The sequence below is a fragment of the Amycolatopsis dendrobii genome (assembly GCF_014145675.1).
In the GTDB taxonomy this organism is placed as follows: Bacteria; Actinomycetota; Actinomycetes; order Mycobacteriales; family Pseudonocardiaceae; genus Amycolatopsis; species Amycolatopsis dendrobii.
In genome coordinates this window covers 89,816-108,775 of record NZ_JACGZW010000006.1, presented here as the reverse complement: position 1 = coordinate 108,775, position 18,960 = coordinate 89,816, and the positions used below count along the sequence as shown (strand labels likewise).

The 18,960-nt window shown below is 67.6% G+C and carries 15 protein-coding genes, 2 tRNA genes and 1 riboswitch; of the genes, 10 read left to right on the top strand and 7 right to left on the bottom strand.

The window, feature by feature from the left end; genetic code table 11:
* The first annotated feature begins 219 nt into the window (after positions 1-219).
* From H4281_RS18640 to H4281_RS18615, 6 genes are all read left to right on the top strand, one after another.
* Positions 220-1,260, top strand: a complete 1,041-nt coding sequence (locus H4281_RS18640; RefSeq protein WP_182892214.1) for a 3-isopropylmalate dehydrogenase — start codon at positions 220-222, stop codon at positions 1,258-1,260.
* Positions 1,261-1,267: 7 nt separating this feature from the next.
* A riboswitch (cobalamin riboswitch) is annotated at positions 1,268-1,395 on the top strand.
* A 747-nt stretch (positions 1,396-2,142) separates the two neighbouring features.
* Complete coding sequence (locus H4281_RS18635) at positions 2,143-3,156, top strand: FecCD family ABC transporter permease (RefSeq protein WP_370648156.1); 1,014 nt, start codon at positions 2,143-2,145, stop codon at positions 3,154-3,156.
* A complete protein-coding gene (locus H4281_RS18630) occupies positions 3,157-3,945 on the top strand; it encodes an ABC transporter ATP-binding protein (protein ID WP_182892213.1) in 789 nt (262 codons plus the stop codon).
* Between the two features lie 184 nt (positions 3,946-4,129).
* Entirely contained in the window at positions 4,130-4,942 is an 813-nt protein-coding gene (locus H4281_RS18625; RefSeq protein ID WP_246412055.1) for an ABC transporter substrate-binding protein, read from the top strand.
* Between the two features lie 210 nt (positions 4,943-5,152).
* Complete coding sequence (cimA, locus tag H4281_RS18620; protein WP_182892211.1) at positions 5,153-6,817, top strand: citramalate synthase; 1,665 nt, start codon at positions 5,153-5,155, stop codon at positions 6,815-6,817.
* A gap of 272 nt (positions 6,818-7,089) precedes the next feature.
* A complete protein-coding gene (locus tag H4281_RS18615; RefSeq protein ID WP_182892210.1) occupies positions 7,090-7,860 on the top strand; it encodes a fumarylacetoacetate hydrolase family protein in 771 nt (256 codons plus the stop codon).
* A 690-nt stretch (positions 7,861-8,550) separates the two neighbouring features.
* Here the strand turns inward: H4281_RS18615 and H4281_RS18610 are convergent.
* Entirely contained in the window at positions 8,551-9,789 is a 1,239-nt protein-coding gene (locus H4281_RS18610) for an FAD-dependent oxidoreductase (RefSeq protein ID WP_182892209.1), read from the bottom strand.
* Between the two features lie 1,188 nt (positions 9,790-10,977).
* Between H4281_RS18610 and H4281_RS18605 the strand changes: the two genes are divergently transcribed.
* From H4281_RS18605 to H4281_RS18595, 3 genes are all read left to right on the top strand, one after another.
* Positions 10,978-11,814, top strand: a complete 837-nt coding sequence (locus H4281_RS18605) for an HAD family hydrolase (protein ID WP_182892208.1) — start codon at positions 10,978-10,980, stop codon at positions 11,812-11,814.
* Positions 11,815-11,863: 49 nt separating this feature from the next.
* A tRNA-Gln gene (locus H4281_RS18600) sits at positions 11,864-11,935 on the top strand.
* A 91-nt stretch (positions 11,936-12,026) separates the two neighbouring features.
* Positions 12,027-12,099: transfer RNA gene (locus H4281_RS18595), tRNA-Glu, on the top strand.
* 71 nt (positions 12,100-12,170) lie between these two features.
* Here H4281_RS18595 and H4281_RS18590 read toward each other — a convergent pair.
* Positions 12,171-13,226 (bottom strand): FAD-dependent monooxygenase, encoded by a 1,056-nt coding sequence (locus tag H4281_RS18590; RefSeq protein WP_182892207.1) that lies wholly within the window; start codon positions 13,224-13,226, stop codon positions 12,171-12,173.
* Positions 13,227-13,311: 85 nt separating this feature from the next.
* Between H4281_RS18590 and H4281_RS18585 the strand changes: the two genes are divergently transcribed.
* Positions 13,312-13,800: a TetR family transcriptional regulator gene (locus H4281_RS18585; RefSeq protein WP_182892206.1), complete on the top strand. Its 489-nt coding sequence runs from the start codon at positions 13,312-13,314 to the stop codon at positions 13,798-13,800.
* Here the strand turns inward: H4281_RS18585 and H4281_RS18580 are convergent.
* From H4281_RS18580 to H4281_RS18560, 5 genes are all read right to left on the bottom strand, one after another.
* Positions 13,797-14,297: a MarR family winged helix-turn-helix transcriptional regulator gene (locus H4281_RS18580; RefSeq protein WP_220507452.1), complete on the bottom strand. Its 501-nt coding sequence runs from the start codon at positions 14,295-14,297 to the stop codon at positions 13,797-13,799. The two genes, H4281_RS18585 and H4281_RS18580, sit on opposite strands and share 4 nt — an antisense overlap.
* A gap of 155 nt (positions 14,298-14,452) precedes the next feature.
* A complete protein-coding gene (locus H4281_RS18575) occupies positions 14,453-15,361 on the bottom strand; it encodes a glycine betaine ABC transporter substrate-binding protein (protein ID WP_182892204.1) in 909 nt (302 codons plus the stop codon).
* Positions 15,362-15,394: 33 nt separating this feature from the next.
* Positions 15,395-16,279, bottom strand: coding sequence for an ABC transporter permease (locus H4281_RS18570; RefSeq protein ID WP_037811739.1), 885 nt, complete (start codon positions 16,277-16,279; stop codon positions 15,395-15,397).
* Entirely contained in the window at positions 16,272-17,498 is a 1,227-nt protein-coding gene (locus H4281_RS18565; RefSeq protein ID WP_182892203.1) for a quaternary amine ABC transporter ATP-binding protein, read from the bottom strand. The genes H4281_RS18570 and H4281_RS18565 overlap by 8 nt, the downstream gene beginning before the upstream one ends.
* A 740-nt stretch (positions 17,499-18,238) precedes the next feature.
* On the bottom strand, positions 18,239-18,862 hold the full coding sequence (locus H4281_RS18560) for an HU family DNA-binding protein (protein WP_116206583.1): 624 nt from the start codon (positions 18,860-18,862) through the stop codon (positions 18,239-18,241).
* Positions 18,863-18,960: the final 98 nt, after the last annotated feature.

The window sequence follows — 18,960 nt, the reverse complement described above, 5'->3', positions numbered from 1 at the left end:
CGGCCGCATAGCGAGACGCGGGGGCTTGCCAAGGCTGTCCGGCCTGGGCAAGCCCCCGTTTCCGTTCGCCCGAACGGGTGTCTCACCCTGTGGGAGGATGCGGCATAAGGGTGGTGCGGCTACGGCACCTTGTCTACGGCCGGTAACCTTCCGCTGCTGGCGTTTTTGTGCGAATGGGCCATCGGTGCGCCCGGTGGCCTGGGCTACGGAGGTGTGTGGATGCGGCTCGCGGTGATCCCAGGGGACGGGATCGGGCCCGAGGTGGTCTCCGAGGCGCTCAAGGTGCTCGGTGAGGTAGCACCGGCGGCGGAGATCACGAACTACGACCTCGGCGCCTCGCGGTGGCACGCCACCGGGGAGCTGCTCCCGGAGTCGGTGCTCGGCGAACTGCGCCAGCACGACGCGATCCTGCTCGGCGCGGTCGGCGACCCGACGGTGCCCAGCGGCATCCTCGAGCGCGGCCTGCTGCTGCGGCTGCGGTTCGAACTGGACCACCACGTGAACCTGCGCCCGGCGCGGCTGTACCCCGGAGTGCGCGGCCCGCTGGCCGACGCCGGGGACGTCGACATGGTCGTGGTGCGCGAAGGAACCGAAGGCCCGTACGCGGGCAACGGCGGCCTGCTGCGCAAGGACACCGAGCACGAGATCGCCACCGAGGTCAGCGTCAACACGGCCTTCGGCGTGCGGCGCGTGGTCGCGGACGCGTTCAACCGTGCCGAAGAGCGGCCGCGCAAGCACCTCACTCTCGTGCACAAGACCAACGTGCTGGAGCACGCCGGTTCGCTGTGGTCGCGGATCGTCGAAGAGGTTTCGCTGGAGCACCCGGACGTCACCGTCGCGTACTCGCACGTGGACGCCGCCACGATCCACCTGGTCACCGACCCGTCGCGGTTCGACGTGATCGTCACCGACAACCTCTTCGGCGACATCATCACCGACCTCGCGGCCGCGGTGACCGGCGGCATCGGCCTCGCGGCCAGCGGGAACCTCGACATCACGCGCCGCAACCCGAGCATGTTCGAGCCGGTGCACGGCAGTGCGCCGGACATCGCCGGCCAGGGCCTCGCGGACCCGACCGCCGCGGTGCTGTCGGTGTCGCTCCTGCTGGACCACCTCGGCCAGAAGGAAGCGGCGCGGCGGATCGAGGCCTCGGTGGCGTTCGACCTCGCCACGCGCGACCAGTCGTCCCCCGGCGCGACCCAGGCGATCGGCGACCGCCTCGCGGCGCTCGTCTCGTCCAACGCGCGTCAGGCCGGCTGACCCCGTCCTGAGTTTTTCGGACCCCCGCCGCGGAAGCCGGTCGAAATCCGGCGCTGACCCGCAACGGTAGGCCTTCGGCTCCCTCTCTCGGGAGCCGAAGGCGAGCCCGATACCGGCGGAGGTTCCTCGAACCTCGTCCCCTCCCGTCGTGGTCTGCGGGAGACGACACTCCCGCCGTCGGCGGCTGCCGTCTTTTGCGGGCCCAATGTCTCGATTGGGTCGTCGCCGGTGTCTTCGTCTTCGCCTCCTTCTGAAGGACGTTCTGTATTTCCCGGACCCGTGGGCGGGGGCGGGGGTTCGCCGGTTTCTGGCGATAGTGGTTCTGGTGTTTCGCCATCCGACAGCGATGGCGGGACCCGAGGCTCGAGCCTCCACGGTGGTTCTGCTGCGGCGGCGGATTCGCCGCTTCGCGGCAACTCGGGGCATCGCGGCGAGCCGCCGGCCGACGAGTTGCAGGCCGACGACTCGGTTAGCCGTGATTTGACTGGCTCCGGTGCTCGTGTTGTCTCGCCGTTGGATGATCCGGCGGGTGAGGGGCAGGTTTCGCCGCGGATTGGCGAATCCCAGAGCCAGCAGGTTGTGTCGTCGCCGATTGGCGAATCGCAGGGCCAGTGGCCCGCGTCGCCGTTGAGCGGCGAATCCGCGAACGAGCGAGTTGTGTCGCTGCGGATCGGCGAGCCCGAGAGCCAGCGGGCTGTATCGTCGTCGATTGGCGAATCGCAGAGTCTGCGGGCTGTTTCGCCGCGAATCGGCGAATCCCCGGGCGAGTGGGTTGCGTCGTCGCGGGTCGGCGCACCTCGAAGCCAGCAGGTTGCGTCGCCGTTGAGTGGCGAACCCCAGGTCGGGGCCGTTGCCGTTCAGCGGCGACGGTCTCTGACGCCGGTGCTGCTGGGGCTTGCAGTGGCGTTGCTCGGGTCGATCGTCGTCGCGGTCGGGATCGGGACGGTGGCGGTTCCGGTCACTCACACGTGGGCCTTTCTCCGCGCAGGGCTGTTCGGCGGGACGATCAGCGCGGACGAGGTCGGGGAGTACCGGATCATCTGGGACCTTCGGCTTCCCCGCGTCCTGCTGGCAGTGGTCGTCGGTGCTGGGTTGTCGACTGTCGGCGTCGCGATTCAAGCGATGGTTCGCAACGCGCTCGCCGAGCCGTACGTGCTGGGCATTTCTTCGGGCGCGTCCGTTGGCGCGACAGCGGTGACGTTGTTCGGCGTCTTCGCATCGCTCGGGATCTACGCGTTGTCGGTCGGAGCGTTCGCGGCCGCGCTCGCCGCGACTTTGATCGTTTATCTCGTCGCCCGTACGCGGCAAGGACTTACACCACTGCGTCTGGTGCTCACCGGAACGACGTTGTCGTATGGGTTCTTCGCGATCACCACGGTCATCGTTTTCCAAGCGCCGAACGGCGAGGCCGCGCGGTCGGCGCTGTTTTGGCTTCTCGGCAGTCTCGCCGGGGCGAACTGGGGCACGCTGCCGATCGCCGCGATCGTGGTGGTCGGCGGGGTCTTGTTGTTGCTGGCGCTGTCCGGGCGGCTCAACGCGCTCGCCATGGGCGACGAGGCGGCGACGACTCTCGGCGTCGACGTCGGGAAACTGCGGGTCCTTCTCTTCGTCGTTTGCGCTGCCATGACCGGGGTCCTGGTCGCGGTGAGCGGGGCGATCGGATTCGTCGGGCTGATCCTTCCCCATCTGGTGCGGCTGGTCGTCGGTGCCGATCATCGCCGGGTGCTGGCCGTGGCACCGCTTGCCGGCGCGGTTTTCCTGGTGTGGGTGGACGTCGCGGCGCGGGTGCTCGCCGCACCCGAGGAGCTGCCGATCGGGGTGCTGACCGCGGCGGTCGGGGTGCCGGCCTTCCTGCTCTTGATGCGTCGTCGCGCCTACGTATTCGGGGGTGCGTGAATGGACCTCTCGCTCAATGGCGTCAGCGTGACCGCGGCCGGTCGCAAGCTGGTCGACGACGTGACCCTCGAAGCTCGGCAAGGCCAGTTCGTCGGACTGCTCGGCCCGAACGGCAGCGGAAAGTCGACGACTTTGCGCGCTGTGTACCAAGTGCTCAAGCCGTCCGCCGGGGCTGTTCTGGCCGACGGCCAGCCGGTGGACGGCATGGCACCGCGAAAGCGGGCGCGCGCGATCGCCGCGGTCGCGCAGGAATCGCACGCGGAGTTCGACTTCACCGTCGCCGAAGTGGTGGCGATGGGCCGGATGCCGCATCACGGCCTGCTCGACCGCATGAGCGCGGCCGACCGCCGGGTGTGCGCCGGCGCGCTGGCTCAAGTGGGCCTGGCGCACCTGGCCGAGCGAGGCGTGCTCACTTTGTCCGGCGGCGAACGGCAGCGTGTGCTGATCGCGCGCGCACTCGCGCAGCAGCCCCGGATCCTGGTGCTCGACGAGCCGACCAACCACCTCGACATCCGGCACCAGCTCGAAGTCCTCGCGCTCGCTCGCACCAGCGGACCGACGGTGCTGGCCGCGCTGCACGACTTGAACCTGGCTGCCGCCGTGTGCGACATGGTGCATGTGCTCGACCACGGCCGCCTCGTCGCGAGCGGAACCCCGGCCGAGGTGCTCACGCCTGCTCTGCTCGCCGATGTGTTCGGGGTGCGCGGGCATGTGGTGCCGCACCCCGCCACGGGCCGTCCGCAGTTGTTGTTCGACCTGCTCGAGTCTCCGGAGGACAGTCATGCGTAAGGCAGTCGCGTTGATCGTGACGGTCGCCCTCGTCGCCACTGGATGTGGCGCTCAGGTGTCCGAAGGGGACGGTGGAGCCGCCCCGGCCGGGTTTCCCGTGACGGTGACCAACTGCGGTTCGTCGTTGACCGTGTCCAAACCTCCTTCGCGGGTCGTGACGAATGACATCGGCATCACCGAGCTGATGTTCGCGCTCGGCCTGGGCGACCGGATGGCCGGTTACGTGGTCGACAAAGGACAGTCCGGCGGCGTGGCCTCGTCGCCGTGGAAAGCCGATTTCGCCAAGGTGCCCAAGCTCGCGGAGAAGATCAACCGTGAGGTGGTGCAGGGGGCAGGAGCGGACCTCGTGTTCGCGGGCTGGAACTACGGCTTCTCCGAAGCAACCGGGTTCACCCCGGACTCCCTCGCGAAGCTGGGCATCTCCAGCTACTTGCTCACCGAGGCGTGCCGCAACGGCAATGGCAAGCAACGGGGCATTATGCGACCGCTCGACGCGCTGTACACAGATGTGCGCAATCTGGGGAAAATCTTTGGGATCAGTGATCGTGCAGAACGTTTGATCGAAGAGTACCGCGCACGGGTCGCGGCTGTCACGAACGCGGTGCAGACCGGACGGCCGAAACCCCAGGTGTTCCTCTACGACGACGGCCGTGACCAGCCATTCACCTCCGGACGCAACGCGGGTCCGGACGAAATCATCACCAAATCGGGTGGTGCCAACATCTTCGCGGACCTCAACGACAGCTGGACCAGCGTCAGCTGGGAAGCCGTGATCCAGCGCGCGCCGGACGTCATCCTCATCAACGACTACAGCGGCGAAGTCGGCAGTGTGGCCGACAAGGAGAACTTCCTTCGTTCACGTCCTGGCCTGCGGGACATCCCGGCGGTGAAGAAAGGACGCTTCTTCGCGCTGCCGTATGCGGCTTTGGTGGAGGGGCCGCGAAATGCGGCCGCGGTCGAGGAATTCGGCCGCTACCTGGCGAATCTGCCCGGCTGACGGCTCTCAGAAGGTGGGATGCTTCGCCCGGAGCTTGGAAGCCGGGCGAAGCTGTGGCATGATGGCCGACATGACCGCCATCTCCGTCATTATTGCCTTGCGCGCCGGATAGAAGCTCCACAAGAGCTACCGGCGCGCAACCTCTCGCACCCATGCGGGAGGTTTTTTTGTTGCCTGGACCAGGTTCTGCCCCGCCACAAGGAGAACACCGTGACCCGCACGGAACCCGCCGGCACGCCGCTCGGCGATGCCTTCCACCTCTACGACACGACTTTGCGCGACGGTGCTCAGCGCGAAGGGATCACCTACTCCGTCACGGACAAGCTGGCCGTCGCGCGGCTGTTGGACGAGTTGGGTGTCGGGTTCATCGAGGGCGGCTGGCCGGGTGCGTTGCCGAAGGACACGGAGTTCTTTTCCCGCGCGGCACAGGGGGAATTGCCGCTCAAGCACGCCGCGCTCGTAGCGTTCGGTTCCACGCGCAAGGCGGGAACCGCGGCGGACAAGGATCCGCAGGTCCGCGCGCTTTTGGACTCGGCGGCTCCGGTCATCACCCTGGTGGCCAAATCGGACCTTCGGCACATCGAGCGGGCCCTGCGGGTCGACGTCGACGAGGCGTGCGCGATGGTGCGGGACACGGTCGCGTTCCTCGTCGGTGAAGGGCGTCGCGTTTTCCTTGACGCAGAACACTTTTTCGACGGATATGCCTTCTCTCCCGAAACCTCGCTGCGAGTGCTCGACGCGGCGGCGCACGCTGGTGCGGACGTTCTCGTGCTGTGCGATACCAACGGTGGGCAGTTGCCGCTAGGACTTGCCGAAACCGTAGGCGGGATCAAGGAAAAGACCGGATTCCGGCTCGGAATCCATTGCCAGGATGACACTTCCTGTGCCGTAGCGAATTCTGTCGCTGCGGTGCAGGCCGGCGCGACGCACGTGCAGTGCACCGCGAACGGCTACGGGGAACGGGCGGGCAACGCCGACCTGTTCGCCGTGGCGGGAAACCTCGTGACCAAGCTCGGAATGGAGGTCCTCCCGACCGGAGGGGCCGCCGAGCTCACTCGCGTCTCCCATGCTTTGGCCGAAATCGCCAACCTCGCACCCGACACCCACCAGGCTTACGTCGGGTCGTCCGCTTTCGCCCACAAGGCGGGGCTGCACGCGAGCGCGATCAAGGTGGATCCGTTGTTGTACAACCACATCGATCCGTCTTCCGTCGGCAACGGCATGCGAGTACTGGTCACTGAGATGGCCGGCAGGGCCAGTCTCGAGCTCAAGGGACGTGAACTCGGGGTCGACCTTGCCGGCCGGCCCGACGCATTGACGAACGCGGTGCGGAAGGTGAAGGAACTCGAATCGGAAGGCTGGTCGTTCGAAGCGGCCGACGCGTCGCTGGGGCTGTTGCTGCGTCGCGAGGTCGAGGAGGTTTCCGGCGAAAAGTCGGATCCGCCGCCGTTCGATCTCGAGTCGTACCGGGTGGTGCTGGACCACCGCCCGGACGGCGAAGTCGTTTCCGAGGCGACAGTGAAGGTGCATGTCGCGGGCGAGCGAGTCATCGCGACCGCGGAGGGGAACGGCCCGGTGCACGCCCTCGACGCCGCGTTGCGCCAGGCGTTGACGCCGTATCTGTCCTGGTTGGACAGCATTGAGCTGGCTGACTACAAGGTACGGATTCTGCCGTCGAATCCAGGTACGGACGCCGTCACGCGGGTGCTTCTCGAAACGAGTGACGGCGAACACGAATGGACGACGGTGGGCGTGCACGGCAACATCGTCGAGGCGAGCTGGCTGGCGTTGTGCGACGCGTTGGTCCACAAGAGCCTGGCGGTCGCGTCGGTGCAGTCGGCGCCTGAGCTGGGGGTGGCTGCTGTGGGCGGGTGATACCGGTTTGCTGGGCGCGTTGATGCTTTCGTGTCCGGCCTTCGTGTGGTGCGTATTGCGGCTCACAGTCGAAGTCGCTGGTGGCCGTTCGCGTTGGTGCTGAGGCTGGTTGTTCGGGTGGTCGTTTCTGGCGGGTGCGGAGGGTCTTTTCGCGCCAGTTTCGTCACGGTGGGTCAGCTGGTGCGAGGGGTCCGGTCGTGCGGAATGGAGCGAGGGGACCTGTCGCGCGCTCGGGGTGCGCGACAGTCGGTGGGGGTACGTAGACTGGTGCCGTGCGTCTAGCTCGTATTGCTCATCCCAGTGGTGTCGCGTTCGCTTCGATCGAGGGGGACGGCGACGATGCTCAGGTCCTGGAGATCGCGGAACATCCGTTCGGCCAGCCGAACTTCACCGGCAAGCGCTGGCCGCTGGCCGACGTCCGGCTGCTCGCGCCGATCCTGCCGTCGAAGGTGATCGCGGTCGGCAGGAACTACGCGAAGCACGCGGCGGAGTTCGGCAACGAGTTGCCGTCCGAGCCGATGCTGTTCATCAAGCCGTCCACGACGGTGGTGGGGCCGAACGCTCCGATCCGCCGTCCGTCGGACGTCGGACGCGTCGACTTCGAGGGCGAACTCGCGGTCGTCATCGGACAGCCGGTCAAGAACGTGCCCGCGGCCCGCGCGGCCAGTGCGATCCTCGGCTACACGGTTGCGAACGACGTGAGCGCGCGCGACCTGCAGAAGTCGGACGGCCAGTGGGGCCGGGCGAAGGGGTTCGACACGTTCTGCCCGCTCGGTCCGTGGATCGACACGTCGATCGACCCGTCCGACCTGGCGCTCCGCAGCGAGGTCGACGGCGAGCTGAAGCAGGACGGCCGGACTTCGGACCTCGTGCACAAGGTGCCCGAACTGGTCGAGTTCGTGTCGCGGGTGATGACGCTTCTTCCCGGCGACGTGATCCTGACCGGCACGCCGGAGGGGGTCGGTCCGATCGTCAACGGGCAGTCGGTGTCCATCACGATCGACGGCATCGGGACTCTGACGAACCCGGTTCAGGACCTCTGAACTGGCTGTCGTCGTTTTGTGGCGACAGTGGTTTGGAGGGGCGGGCTCGGACGTTGCCGCCCAGCAGCGACAGCGGCTCGGTGGAGTGGGTTCGGGCGTTGCCGTTTAGTGGCGAATCCCTGGTCGGGGTCGGTTTTGGCCGTCGGGGTGAGGCTGCGGTGGCTTGGGCTGTTGCCGCTCGGTGGCGAGCGGGTGGCTCGTGCCAGGGGTGGTGGCAGCCGTTGCCGTTGAGCGGCGACAGGCGATCGTTGCTTGAGCGGTGGGCGGCGGGTGCTGTTGCCATTGAGCGGCGAATGGCGGCTGGTGCCTCACTTGGTGAGTGGTAGGCGTTGTTGCCGCACGGCGGCGAGAGGCGATCGCTGCTCGGAAAGGGGAGCGGCGGGGGCTGTTGCCGATGAGTGGCGACATGGTGGTTGGCGCTTCGCTTGGTGAGCAGTCGGCGCTGTTGCCTCGGAGCGGCGAAAGACGGTCGGTGCTTGAGCTGCCTAGTGGTCGGCGTTGTTGCCGGTAGGTGGCGAGAGCGCGGCTGATGGTCGGGTGGCGAGTCTGCGGCGCTGTTGCCGCTGGGCGGCGAAAGTGCGTTGCCGTCGTCTGGCCCTGGCCCACCGGCGGGTGCTGCCGGTGGGCGGGTGCGTCGGCGCAGGCGAGAGGTGCTCGGCGTTGCCAGTTGGTGGCGAACCCGGTCGCGGGTTAGCGGCTGGCTGGTTCTGCTGGACGGCGGGCGAAGGCTGGGGCGGATTCGCGGCGGATGCCTACGCCGATGAGGTACGCCGGAACTCGAGAGAGTTTCGGAAAGCGCTTGAGCAGGGCGATCAACTGGGGCGGGGGACCGTCGGCGTGGCCGGTCATGACGGGACCCATCACGCGGCGGTGGAGCAGGCGCTGCAGTCCTTGAACGGCAACGGTCGGCAGGAGGCGACGGCGGCGGACGGCGGTGAGGTCCTTTTCGGTTGGCTTGCCTCGGAGGAGCGGGTCGGCCAGCAGCCTCGCGGTGGCGACGGCGTCTTGGACTGCCAGGTTGATTCCGACACCGCCGACTGGCGACATCGCATGGGCGGCGTCTCCTATGCAGAGCAGGCCGTCGACGTGCCAGCGGCGCAGGCGGTTGAGGCGGACGTTGAGGAACTTGACGTCGTCCATGGACTTGAGTTCGTGCACGCGGTCGGCGAATTCCGGGCAGACCTCGGTGACGTCGCGGCGGAAGCTTTCGATGCCGGCGGCCTTCAGGTCTTTGCCCTTCGGCGTGAGGTAGGCGATCTGGTAGTAGCCCTTGCGCGGCAACGGCACCGCGAAGCGGTGGTTGCGCATCCTCGGCACCAGCGCGGCTTCCTGTTCTTCGGCCTTCCGGGAGAGACGGAACCACCAGGCGTCGAACGGGGTGTAGTACTCGCGCGGGGTGAGGCTGGCTGAGCGGCGGGCCAGTGACCAGCGTCCGTCGGCGGCGATGACCAGGTTGGCTTTCAGTTCGCCTTCGGTGCCGTCGGCGGTGCGGTAGCGGACGCCGGTGACTCGGCGGCCCGAGCGGAGCAGGCCGGTCATTTCGGTTTCGAGCCGCAGGGTGAAGGTCGGCTCTTTTTGCGCTGTCTCGGCGAGCAGGTCCAGGAAATCCCATTGGGGGACCATCGCTACGTAGGGGCGGGGGACGTTCAGCAGCGACATGTCGGCGATGGTCAGGGCGCCGCCGTCGGGAGTGGGGAGTCCGACCGCGGTCACCTTGGTGTGCGGCAGCGCTTCGAATTTCTCGCCCAGGCCCAGTTCGTCCAGGAGCCTGAGCGTCGACGGGTGGACGGTGTCGCCGCGGAAATCGCGGAGGAAGTCCGCGTGCTTTTCCAGCACGGTTACCGCTACGCCTGCTCGGGCCAGGAGCAATCCCGCCACCATGCCCGCCGGTCCGCCGCCGACTATGACGCAGCCCGTGTGCTCAGTCATCGTCCCCAGCTCCCCTCTTATTCATCATCTGTTGAATAAGTTGAGGATGCACCTTGGGCGGAGGGTGCGTCAAGTCGGCCGATGGGGTGGGCCGGGTGCTGGCGGGGAGTTGGGGAGTGGCAGTCGAGGGGAGGGCGATGCGAGAGGGGTGAGGTGCGGGAAGGGGGCGGACAGGAAGGGGGCGGACAGGAAGGGGGCAAGGCTAGGTGGACCGGGGGGGGCGGGCAGGTGAAGCAAGGCGAGGCAAGGAGGGTGGAGCGAAGGCGAGGCGGGGTCAGGAGGGCGGAGCCAAGGCGAGGCAGGCAGGGAGAGGCGAAGGGGGCGGGGAGAGGCGAAGGGAGCGGGGAGAGGCGAAGGGAGCGGGGAGAAGCGAAGGAAGCAGGGAATCGGGAAGCAACGGAGGAAGGAGCAGGCGGCGGATGGCTGCGGGCGGGATTGAGGGGCTTCAAGCGGGTGGGGATTGCTTCATAGGAGACGGGCAGCGAAGGCGGGACCGTGGGCATGTTTGCCCACCGGGGATCGTGGTGAGGATCGGCTGTTGTGGTGCCCTCGGGAAGTGAGGGAGGCGAGGGGAGGAGGCGGGAAGCGAGGGGCGCGACGGGAACTGGCGGGAAGCGAGGGGAAGACGCGGGAGGCGGGGGAAGAGGGGAGGCAAGAGGACGGGGCGGGAAGCGCCACTGGCTGGTGCCGACAGTGCAGTTGATGTACTCCGCAGGGGGCCAGAATGTGGGGAGTTTGCGTAATGGCCTGTGGTTCACGTATGTGGATCTCCGGCGGGATGGGGACGCCGCCATCTGGTCGGAATGAGCGGGGCGGGGATATTTCCGGAAAGAATTTCGGGTGGTTGGTTCGGTCGCGGAACTTATGCGTGGTTGTTGTTGCTTTGAGGACGGTCAAGGCTGAGGGGTGCCGACTCCGGGGCGGCGAAAGGGTTATGGCTACAGGGTTTCTCGGCGCGGACGCGAGGGGCTGTGGTGGCGACCGCGGGGGAGAGCGTTCGGAATTGGTAAGTTTTCGAGGGGAGCGTGGAGTAAGCGTCTTTCACTCGCTCGGCCCTCTGGGGTGGTGGTGAACGTCACCGGGCGGACACTTTGCGCACCGGGGGTAGAGCCGGTCAGCGGCAACAGCTCTGGGGTAATCACCTTTTTGGCCGCGTTGCGAACGCGGCGAGTGCCCTAGCCTCACGGGGTGGATTTCGCCCCGGCCGCTCTGTCGCGCGCTCGTACTGCCCCGCCGGCCGCTGCCGGTCGCGAACCGTGGGCGCCTCCTGAGTTGAGCCTGGTTTGCCTCGACATCGATGACACGTTGATCGACTGCACCGCCGCGATCCGGCGCACGCTGCACGCGCTCACGGGGCGCGACGATCTTTGGCCGCTGTGGGATTTGATCACCGAGGAGCACGTCGCGCTCGTTGTCGCGGGGAAACTCGGTTACGACGTCATGCATCACCGGCGTACTGAATGTTTCCTCGCCGAGTTGGGGATCTTCGGCGACTCCGCGCAAGTGAGCGCGTTCGAGGCGCGCCGGAGGGAGATTTTGGCGCGGTCCTGGCGGTTATTCGACGACGTTCTTCCTTGTCTTGAATGGCTGCGGGCCGCGGGGCTTCAACTGGCCGCCGTGACGAACGCCTCAGGGGTTCATCAGCGGCAGAAAATCGCGGAACTGGGGCTGGCGCCGTTTTTCGACCATGTCGCGATCGCGGGCGAGGTCGGGGTCGCGAAACCCGATCCGGTGATGTTCGGTTCGGTCTGCCTGGCGCTGGACTGCCCGCCGGAGCGCACGGTGCACGTCGGGGACAAGCTCGACACCGACGCGATCGGCGCGTTCGGCGCGGGACTCGGCGCGGTCTGGCTCGATCGCGACGGGACCAGTCGCACCGGCGAGCGGGCTCCGGAGGGGGTGCACACCGTGAGCGGGCTCGACGAGCTTCCTGAGCTGCTGGTTTCGGAGTACGCGACGGTCGGCGTGCCCGCCCCGCGGGCGGCGGGGACCCCCGCTGCGACGGTCCGCGGCGGGATGTTCTAGTATTTCTTCTCGTGCGGCACTGACCTGGGCAACCGGGAAAGTACCTCACTGGGGTATGGTGTAATTGGCAGCACGACTGGTTCTGGTCCAGTTAGTCTAGGTTCGAGTCCTGGTACCCCAGCTGCAAGAGAGGACCCCCTCTCGGAAGTGCGAAATCGCTTCTGGTAAGTTCTCTCTCGCAAGAAAAGCCCCGGAAACGGGGAAGTTCCTAAGCCCCCGTCGTCTAGCGGCCTAGGACGCCGGCCTCTCACGCCGGTAGCGTGGGTTCGAATCCCATCGGGGGTACAGTCAGCCCGGTTGATCAGTACAGATCAACCGGGCTTTGTTGTCTGTGCCGGGATCGGGGAAAGCAAAGATCAATCCGGTGCGCCGCCGAACATCGCGGCCGCTGAGCGGCCATTCGCCTGGTTTTCGGTCACATACGGCCGGAGTTCGGCCTCGTACCGAGCGAAGGCCTCCGGGTATGCCGCGGCCGTCAGGTGCCGGGCCAGTGAACGGGCGCCGAGCAGGGCTTGCGAGGTGCCCATGCCCGCCGTGGGCGCGGCGCAGTATCCGGCGTCTCCCACCAGGGCGATGCGGCCGGTCGACCAGTGGTCCAGGTGCACCTGGGTGCTCGAGCTGAAGTAGAAATCCGAAGCCTCCGACATCGCCTCGAGCAGGCGAGGCGTGTGCCAAGCGTCACCGGCGAAGGCGGCGCGTGTCGCTGCTTCCTGCTCGGAGCGGGGGAGGCGGTCGAGGGCTCCCGAGGTCGTTCCGAAGGACAGGCTCACGGTGAGACGGTCTGGATCTGCTGAGCTGAACAGGTAGACCGCGGTGCCGTCGGCGGTGCGGAGGAGGCCGCTGTGGTCCAAGTCCAGGAAGTTCGGCATGGTGAAGCCCGCGCCGGAGAGGCCAAGGTGCTGCAACACCGCTGAGTGCGGGGCGAAGGCCAGCTGGCGGACCTTCGAGTACACGCCGTCCGCGCCGAAAACGAGGTCGTAGGTCTCCGTGGAGCCGTCGGTCAGTTCCGCGGTCACGGCGGCCTCAGTTTGCGTCAGCGCCGTGATCGAGGTGCCGAAGCGGTACTCGACATGATCGACAGTCAGGTCGTACAGCAGCTCGTTCAGGACGTGCTTCGGCACCTCCAGTTCGCCCGCGAAAGCTTCGGCGGGCAGCAGGTCCACCTGGGTGCCGTCGCGGTCGACGATGGCGGTGCCGGTCATTTTCGTGTCGTGCTGGCGGACGTCGTCGAGGATGCCCAGTTCGGACAGGACATCGAAGGCGGCACCGCGGAAATCCACGGCGTAACCGGTGCGCCGGAGGGCGGGGGCGCGTTCGACGATCGTCACGCGGTGGCCGGAGCGGGTGAGGAGTTCGGCGAGGGTGGCGCCGGCCACGCCGGCACCGGAGATCAGGACGTTCGAGGAGGCCATGGGAGAGACCGTAGCCGGTGCTTGACCATTTGGTCAAACCATCTGGATAAACCATCTGGGCAAGAATTCGGCTAGGCTGTGCGCCATGGGCAATCGCGAGGATCTGCTGGCCGGGGCGAAGCGCTGCTTGATCGAGCGGGGCTGGGGCAACACGACGGTGCGCGACATCGCGGCCGCGGCGGGGGTCAGTCACGCGGCGATCGGCTACCACTTCGGGTCGCGGGACGCGTTGCTGACGCAGGCGCTGGTGGCGGCGGTCGACGAACTGGGCGGGCAGGTCGCGGATTCGTCGTTCGATCTTTCCGAGCAGGGACTGCAACGGCTGATCGACAGCTTCGGCGAGCACCGCGCGTTGTGGGTCGCGCAGCTTGAAGCGCTCGTGCAGGCCGAGCGGTCACCGGACGTGCGCGGGCATCTCGTGCAGGGGCTGCGGGAGGCGCGCGCCGGGGTCGGCGGAGCGGTGCAGAGCGCGTTGGTGATCGGGCTGATGGTGCAGTGGCTGCTCGATCCGGAGGAAGCTCCGTCGGCGAAAGAAGTGACCGACGGAATTCGCGCGGTGGCGGCGGAAATTTAGACCCAGACGGCGTCGGCCGGATTTCCGGCGGGCGGTTCGCCGCCGGCTTCGGCGAACGCGGTCAGCGCGTCGACCAGGCCGCGGCGGGCCGATTCGGGCATTTTCGCCACGATGGCGGCGATTTCGCGACGCCGTCGCTGCGTGACGGCGCGCACGATTCGGTCGCCTTCCCGGGTGAGTTCGATGACGACCTCGCGCCGGGACGACGGATTGCCCAGCCGGGCGACCAGCGCGACGGCGACCAGGCGGTCGATCATCCGGCTCGCGGTGGACGGCGTGACGCCGAGATGTTCGGCGAGCGTGGCCTGTTTCAGCGGGCCGCGGGAGTGCAGCACCACCAGCAGCCGGAATTGCGGCACCGTGACGAGGTCGCCGACGGAGGCGATGGACCGCGCGGACACCGCGACGAGCAGCCGGGAAGCGGTGAGCACGGCTTCGGTGACCGCGTCGACGTCGTCGGGTACGTCGGTGCGGGCAGAAATCGGCGCGCGAGACATGTGCCCAGTGTGCCGCATCGCGCGGCGGATTCCGCTCGATAACGGTGCTGGGCAACGAATCAGGGGGAATCGGGCCACTTCAACTGCCCCGCAGGTTGAAAAAGAAACGACCCCGCCGTCCCGGCGAACGGGAGGCGGGGTCGTCCGGCGCTGGTTCAGAGACCGGCGAAAGCCTGGTCCACGAACTGCTTGTGCTGATCCGCCCACTGCTTGGCGGCGGTCTTCTCCTGGCCCTTCGGGGCCTTCTGGATCGCGTCCTCGAGCGAACCGAGGTCCGCGTCGGACATCTTCAGCTTCTTGGCCACGCCGGCGAGCGCCGGGAAGTCCTTCTCGAAGCCCTTGCGGCCCAGCGCGTGGATCTGCTCGCCCTTGCCCATCGCGCCCTTCGGGTCCTTGAGATCCTTGAGCTGGTAGCGCGAGTACGCCCAGTGCGGGTGCCACAGCGTCACGACGATCGGCTTCTTCGCCTTGATCGAGCTGTCGAGCGCGGCCAGCATCGCGGTGGTCGACGAGTTCTGCAGGGTCATCGCGCCGTCGAGGCCGTACTGCGGGATCGCGTCCTTCTGCACGATGCCCGTCTCGCCCGCGCTCGCCTCGATGCCGGTGATCTTGCCGCCGAACATGCTCGCCTTGTCCTTGAGGTCGGCGATGCTGTTGACGTCGCTCACGTAGTTCGGCACGGCGAGGTTCAGCGTCGCCTTGTCGTACCAGACGCCCAGGTCTTCGAGCTGGTTGTGGTACTGGTCCCAGTACTGCTTGTGCGTCGCGGGCAGCCACGAGTCGAGGAACAGGTCGACGTCGCCCTTCGCGAGACCCGCGTAGATCGGGCCGACGTCGAGCATCTGCGTCTTGACCTGGTAGCCCTTCTCCTCCAGCACCGCCTGGTACAGGTTGGTGAGGGCGACGTCCTCGTCCCAGTTGATGTAGCCGATGGTGACGCTCTTGGCTTCCTGGCTGTTGCCCGACTGGGACTCCCGGCCGCCGCACGCCGCGGTGAGGCCGACCAGGGCCGTCACGGCGGCGCCGATGGCGATGATCCGGCCGAAGCGTTTCGATGTGCGCACTCGTTCGTCCTTTCTCGTTGCGGTGGAGGTGGATCAGGCCGCGTCGGCCCGGCGGAGGGCGCGGCCCACCGCCGAGCGCGCCCCGAGCGAGGAGGTGAGCCGGTCGAGGTAGATCGCCAGCACGACGACGCTGAGACCGGCTTGGAAACCCAGGTCCAGCTTGAGGCTCGTGACCGCGGCGTACACCTCGGCGCCGAGTCCCGGCGCGCCGACCATGCCGGAGATCACGACCATCGACAGCGACAGCATGATGATCTGGTTGATCCCGGCCATGATCGACGGCATCGCGAGCGGGATCTGGATCTCCCGCAGGATCCGCCGCGGCGGCGAGCCGAACGCCTCGCCCGCCTCGACCATTTCCGGGTCGACCTGGCGGATGCCGAGTTCGGTCAGCCGCACGCCCGGCGGCAGCGAGAACACGACAGTCGCCACCACGCCCGGCACCGCGCCGATCGAGAAGAAGAAGATGACCGGGATCAGGTACACGAACGCGGGCAGCGTCTGCATGAAGTCCAGCACCGGCTTCACGATCCGGCTCACTGTTTCGTTGCGCGCGGCCGCGATCCCGACCGGCACCGCGATCACCACCGCGACCACGCCGGAAATCAGCACCTGCGACAGGGTCTGCATCGCGGACGGGAATTCGCGGAGGCTGTCGATGAGCGCGAACCCGATCGCCGAGCCGAGGCCGAACTTCCAGCCGCGCAGCCACCAGCCGAGCGCCGCGAAAATCACGAGCAGCACGGGCCACGGCACCCAGGTCAGGGCCGAGGAAAGTCCGTTGATCGCGCCGCTGACGACGGTTTCGACGAAATCGAAGAACGGGCCGATGTTGCCCTGCAGCCAGTCGATGATCGCCTTGAACCAGGTGCCGACGGGAATCTGCGGCAGATCGCCGAAGAGGACGCTGTCAGACACGGGCGTTCACCTCCTGTTCGTCGTTTTCTCCTGAGCTCAGCGCGTTCAGCAGCGCCTCGCGGGTCACCGCGCCGAGCAGCACGCCGCCGTCGTCGACCACCGCGAGCGGCGCGGGCGCGGAAGCGGCGTGGCCGAACAGGTCGGCCATCTGGGTTTCCGGGGCGGTGCGCGCGGCGGAACGGTCGACGAGCCCGGCGATGGTTTCCGTGCCGCGGTCGGCGGCTTCGCTCACCGCGCGCCGGTCGACCGCGCCGGCGAACTTGCCGTCCTCGGTCACCAGCACGCCCGAGAGTTCGTTCCGGCGCATCGTTTCCAGCGCTTCGGCGACGGTCGTGGCCGGGGTGAACGAGATGTCCGCGGGCGCCATCACGGCGGACGCGGTGAGCACCCGGGAACGGTCGACATCGCGGACGAACTTCGCGACGTATTCGTCGGCCGGTTCGGTGAGCATCTCCTGCGCGGTCGCGACCTGCACGATCCGGCCGTCGCGCATCATCGCGATCCGGTCGCCGAGGCGCATGGCCTCGTTGAGGTCGTGCGTGATGAACACGATCGTTTTGCCCAGCTGCCGCTGCAGCGTCAGGAGCTGGTCCTGCATCTCCTTGCGGATCAACGGGTCCAGCGCGCTGAACGCCTCGTCCATCAGCAGGATCTCGGTGTCCGCGGCCAGCGCGCGGGCGAGGCCGACGCGCTGGCGCATCCCGCCGGAAAGCTGACCGGGCAACCGGTCCTCCCATCCGGTGAGCCCGACCATCTCCAGCGCTTCGGCGGTGCGTTCGCGCTGCCGCTCGCGCGGAGCGTTCTGCACGCTCAGCCCGTAGGCGACGTTCTCCGCGACCGTGCGGTGCGGGAACAGCGCGAAGTGCTGGAACACCATGCTCATCCGCCGCTGGCGCAGCTCGCGCACCTGTCCCGCGGACTTGTCGGTCAGGTCGATGTCGTCGACCAGCACCCGGCCGGAAGTGGCCGGGAGCAATCCGTTCAGCGTGCGCAGCAGGGTCGACTTGCCCGAACCGGACAGTCCCATCACCACGAAAATTTCGCCGCGCTCCACGGTGAAGGAGGCGTCGATCACCGCCGCGGTCACGCCGGGCAGCTCCAATTCGGCGCGGTCGGCGCCGTTCTCCAGCTTGCCGACCGCTTCTTCCGCCCGGCGGCCGAACACTTTGTACAGCTTCTCCACACGAACTATCGGCACAGTCGTCTCATGTTCTCGCATTCGGGGTCCTTGCCGGGCGACATGATTGCATAGACCAACACTGATCGGAGCCGATCGCGCGACCGGTTCACCGATGACGGCCGGTTTTCGTGGCCCGGCACCCACTTTCGCCGGCGCGGTGCGCGCGCTCGCGAGACACCGGTGCGGCAGCGGGGAAAAGACGGTGTGCGCTGGCGAAACCAGTCCGGATTCGCCTGTTCGCCCGACTGGATTACCTGCGGCCACGGTGTGTGGTTGTCACGTTCGCATAACAACCCGAAAGTCTGTTGTGGACCTTGCGTGGCCTGGGTGATCGCGGACACCCGACGGCCACGCTTGGTGGCGAACCGGGCACAGCAAGGAAACCCCGGCGACCGCTTCGCGCGGGCGTTCGCAGTTGCTTGGGGGAACAGGTGATCGACTGAAGACGGCCGCGAGATGGCCGATGTGATCGGGAAAACGGCGAGCCGTTTCGTCGATTTCCTTCGCGCTGCGCGGATGTGGTCCGGCGGGGACAATGCCCGCCGTCCGGACCCGGTTGTCGTACCGGCTGTCGCTTCGCGGTCCGCGAGATCCGGACGGGCAAGCGCGCCAACGGATCTTGGCGGCGCTCTGCCGCCGCTTCGGAATCGGCGCGGGCTGCGCGGTTTGCTCCGAATGCCGGACAGTGCGCGCAGGGCGGAAAAAAGGGCAGAGATGCGGCAAGCCCCGCCCGGGGAGAAGCCGGGCGGGGCTTGCGGTCAGGTTCCGGGGAACCGGAGTTACTTCTTCTTCGCGGCCGAGGTGCGCTTGGCCGGAGCCTTCTTCGCGGTCGCCGTGGTCTTCTTGGCGGCCGGCTTGGCGGCGGCCTTCGCCCGCGTGGTGGTGGCCTTCGGAGCCGCCTTGGCCGCGGTGGCCTTGGTGGCGGTCGCCTTGGCGCGGGTGGTGGTGGCCTTCGCGGCGGTGGCCTTGGCGGGAGCCTTGGCCGCGGTGGCGCGGGTGCGGGTGGCGGCCGGCTTGGCAGCGGCGGCCTTGGCGCGAGTGGTGGTCGTCGCCGTGGCGCGGGTGGCGGTCGCCTTCGCGGTGCTGGCGGTCGCACGCTTCACGGCAGTCGCCTTCGGCAGCTTCTTGGAGCCGGAGATGACGTCCTTGAACGTGGTGCCCGCGCGGAACGCCGGAACGTTGGTCTTCTTGACCCGCACGGCTTCGCCGGTGCGCGGGTTGCGCGCGGTGCGGGCGGCACGAGCGCGCTTTTCGAAGACACCGAAGCCGGTGATGGTGACCTTTTCGCCCTTGTGGACGGTGCGGATGATGATGTCGACGAGACCGTCGACGGCTTCCGCGGCTGCCTTCTTGTCGCCGATGCGCTCCGACAGAGCTTCGATCAGCTGGGCCTTGTTGGCCATTCCAGTTCCTCCAACCAGAACTTGTTTTATACGGCCATACAGGCCGAACGCAGTCATTATCACCCATAGACTTCGCAAGTCCAATCGGGACCTGCCTT

Bases quoted from the DNA above. Each gene is read 5' to 3' on its own strand.
- H4281_RS18585 (WP_182892206.1), top strand. From the start codon at position 13,312: ATGGGCAATCGCGAGGATCTGCTGGCCGGGGCGAAGCGCTGCTTGATC.
- H4281_RS18580 (WP_220507452.1), bottom strand. From the start codon at position 14,297: ATGTCTCGCGCGCCGATTTCTGCCCGCACCGACGTACCCGACGACGTC.
- H4281_RS18630 (WP_182892213.1), top strand. From the start codon at position 3,157: ATGGACCTCTCGCTCAATGGCGTCAGCGTGACCGCGGCCGGTCGCAAG.
- H4281_RS18590 (WP_182892207.1), bottom strand. From the start codon at position 13,226: ATGGCCTCCTCGAACGTCCTGATCTCCGGTGCCGGCGTGGCCGGCGCC.
- H4281_RS18560 (WP_116206583.1), bottom strand. From the start codon at position 18,862: ATGGCCAACAAGGCCCAGCTGATCGAAGCTCTGTCGGAGCGCATCGGC.
- H4281_RS18640 (WP_182892214.1), top strand. From the start codon at position 220: ATGCGGCTCGCGGTGATCCCAGGGGACGGGATCGGGCCCGAGGTGGTC.
- H4281_RS18625 (WP_246412055.1), top strand. From the start codon at position 4,130: ATGTTCGCGCTCGGCCTGGGCGACCGGATGGCCGGTTACGTGGTCGAC.
- H4281_RS18610 (WP_182892209.1), bottom strand. From the start codon at position 9,789: ATGACTGAGCACACGGGCTGCGTCATAGTCGGCGGCGGACCGGCGGGC.
- H4281_RS18565 (WP_182892203.1), bottom strand. From the start codon at position 17,498: ATGCGAGAACATGAGACGACTGTGCCGATAGTTCGTGTGGAGAAGCTG.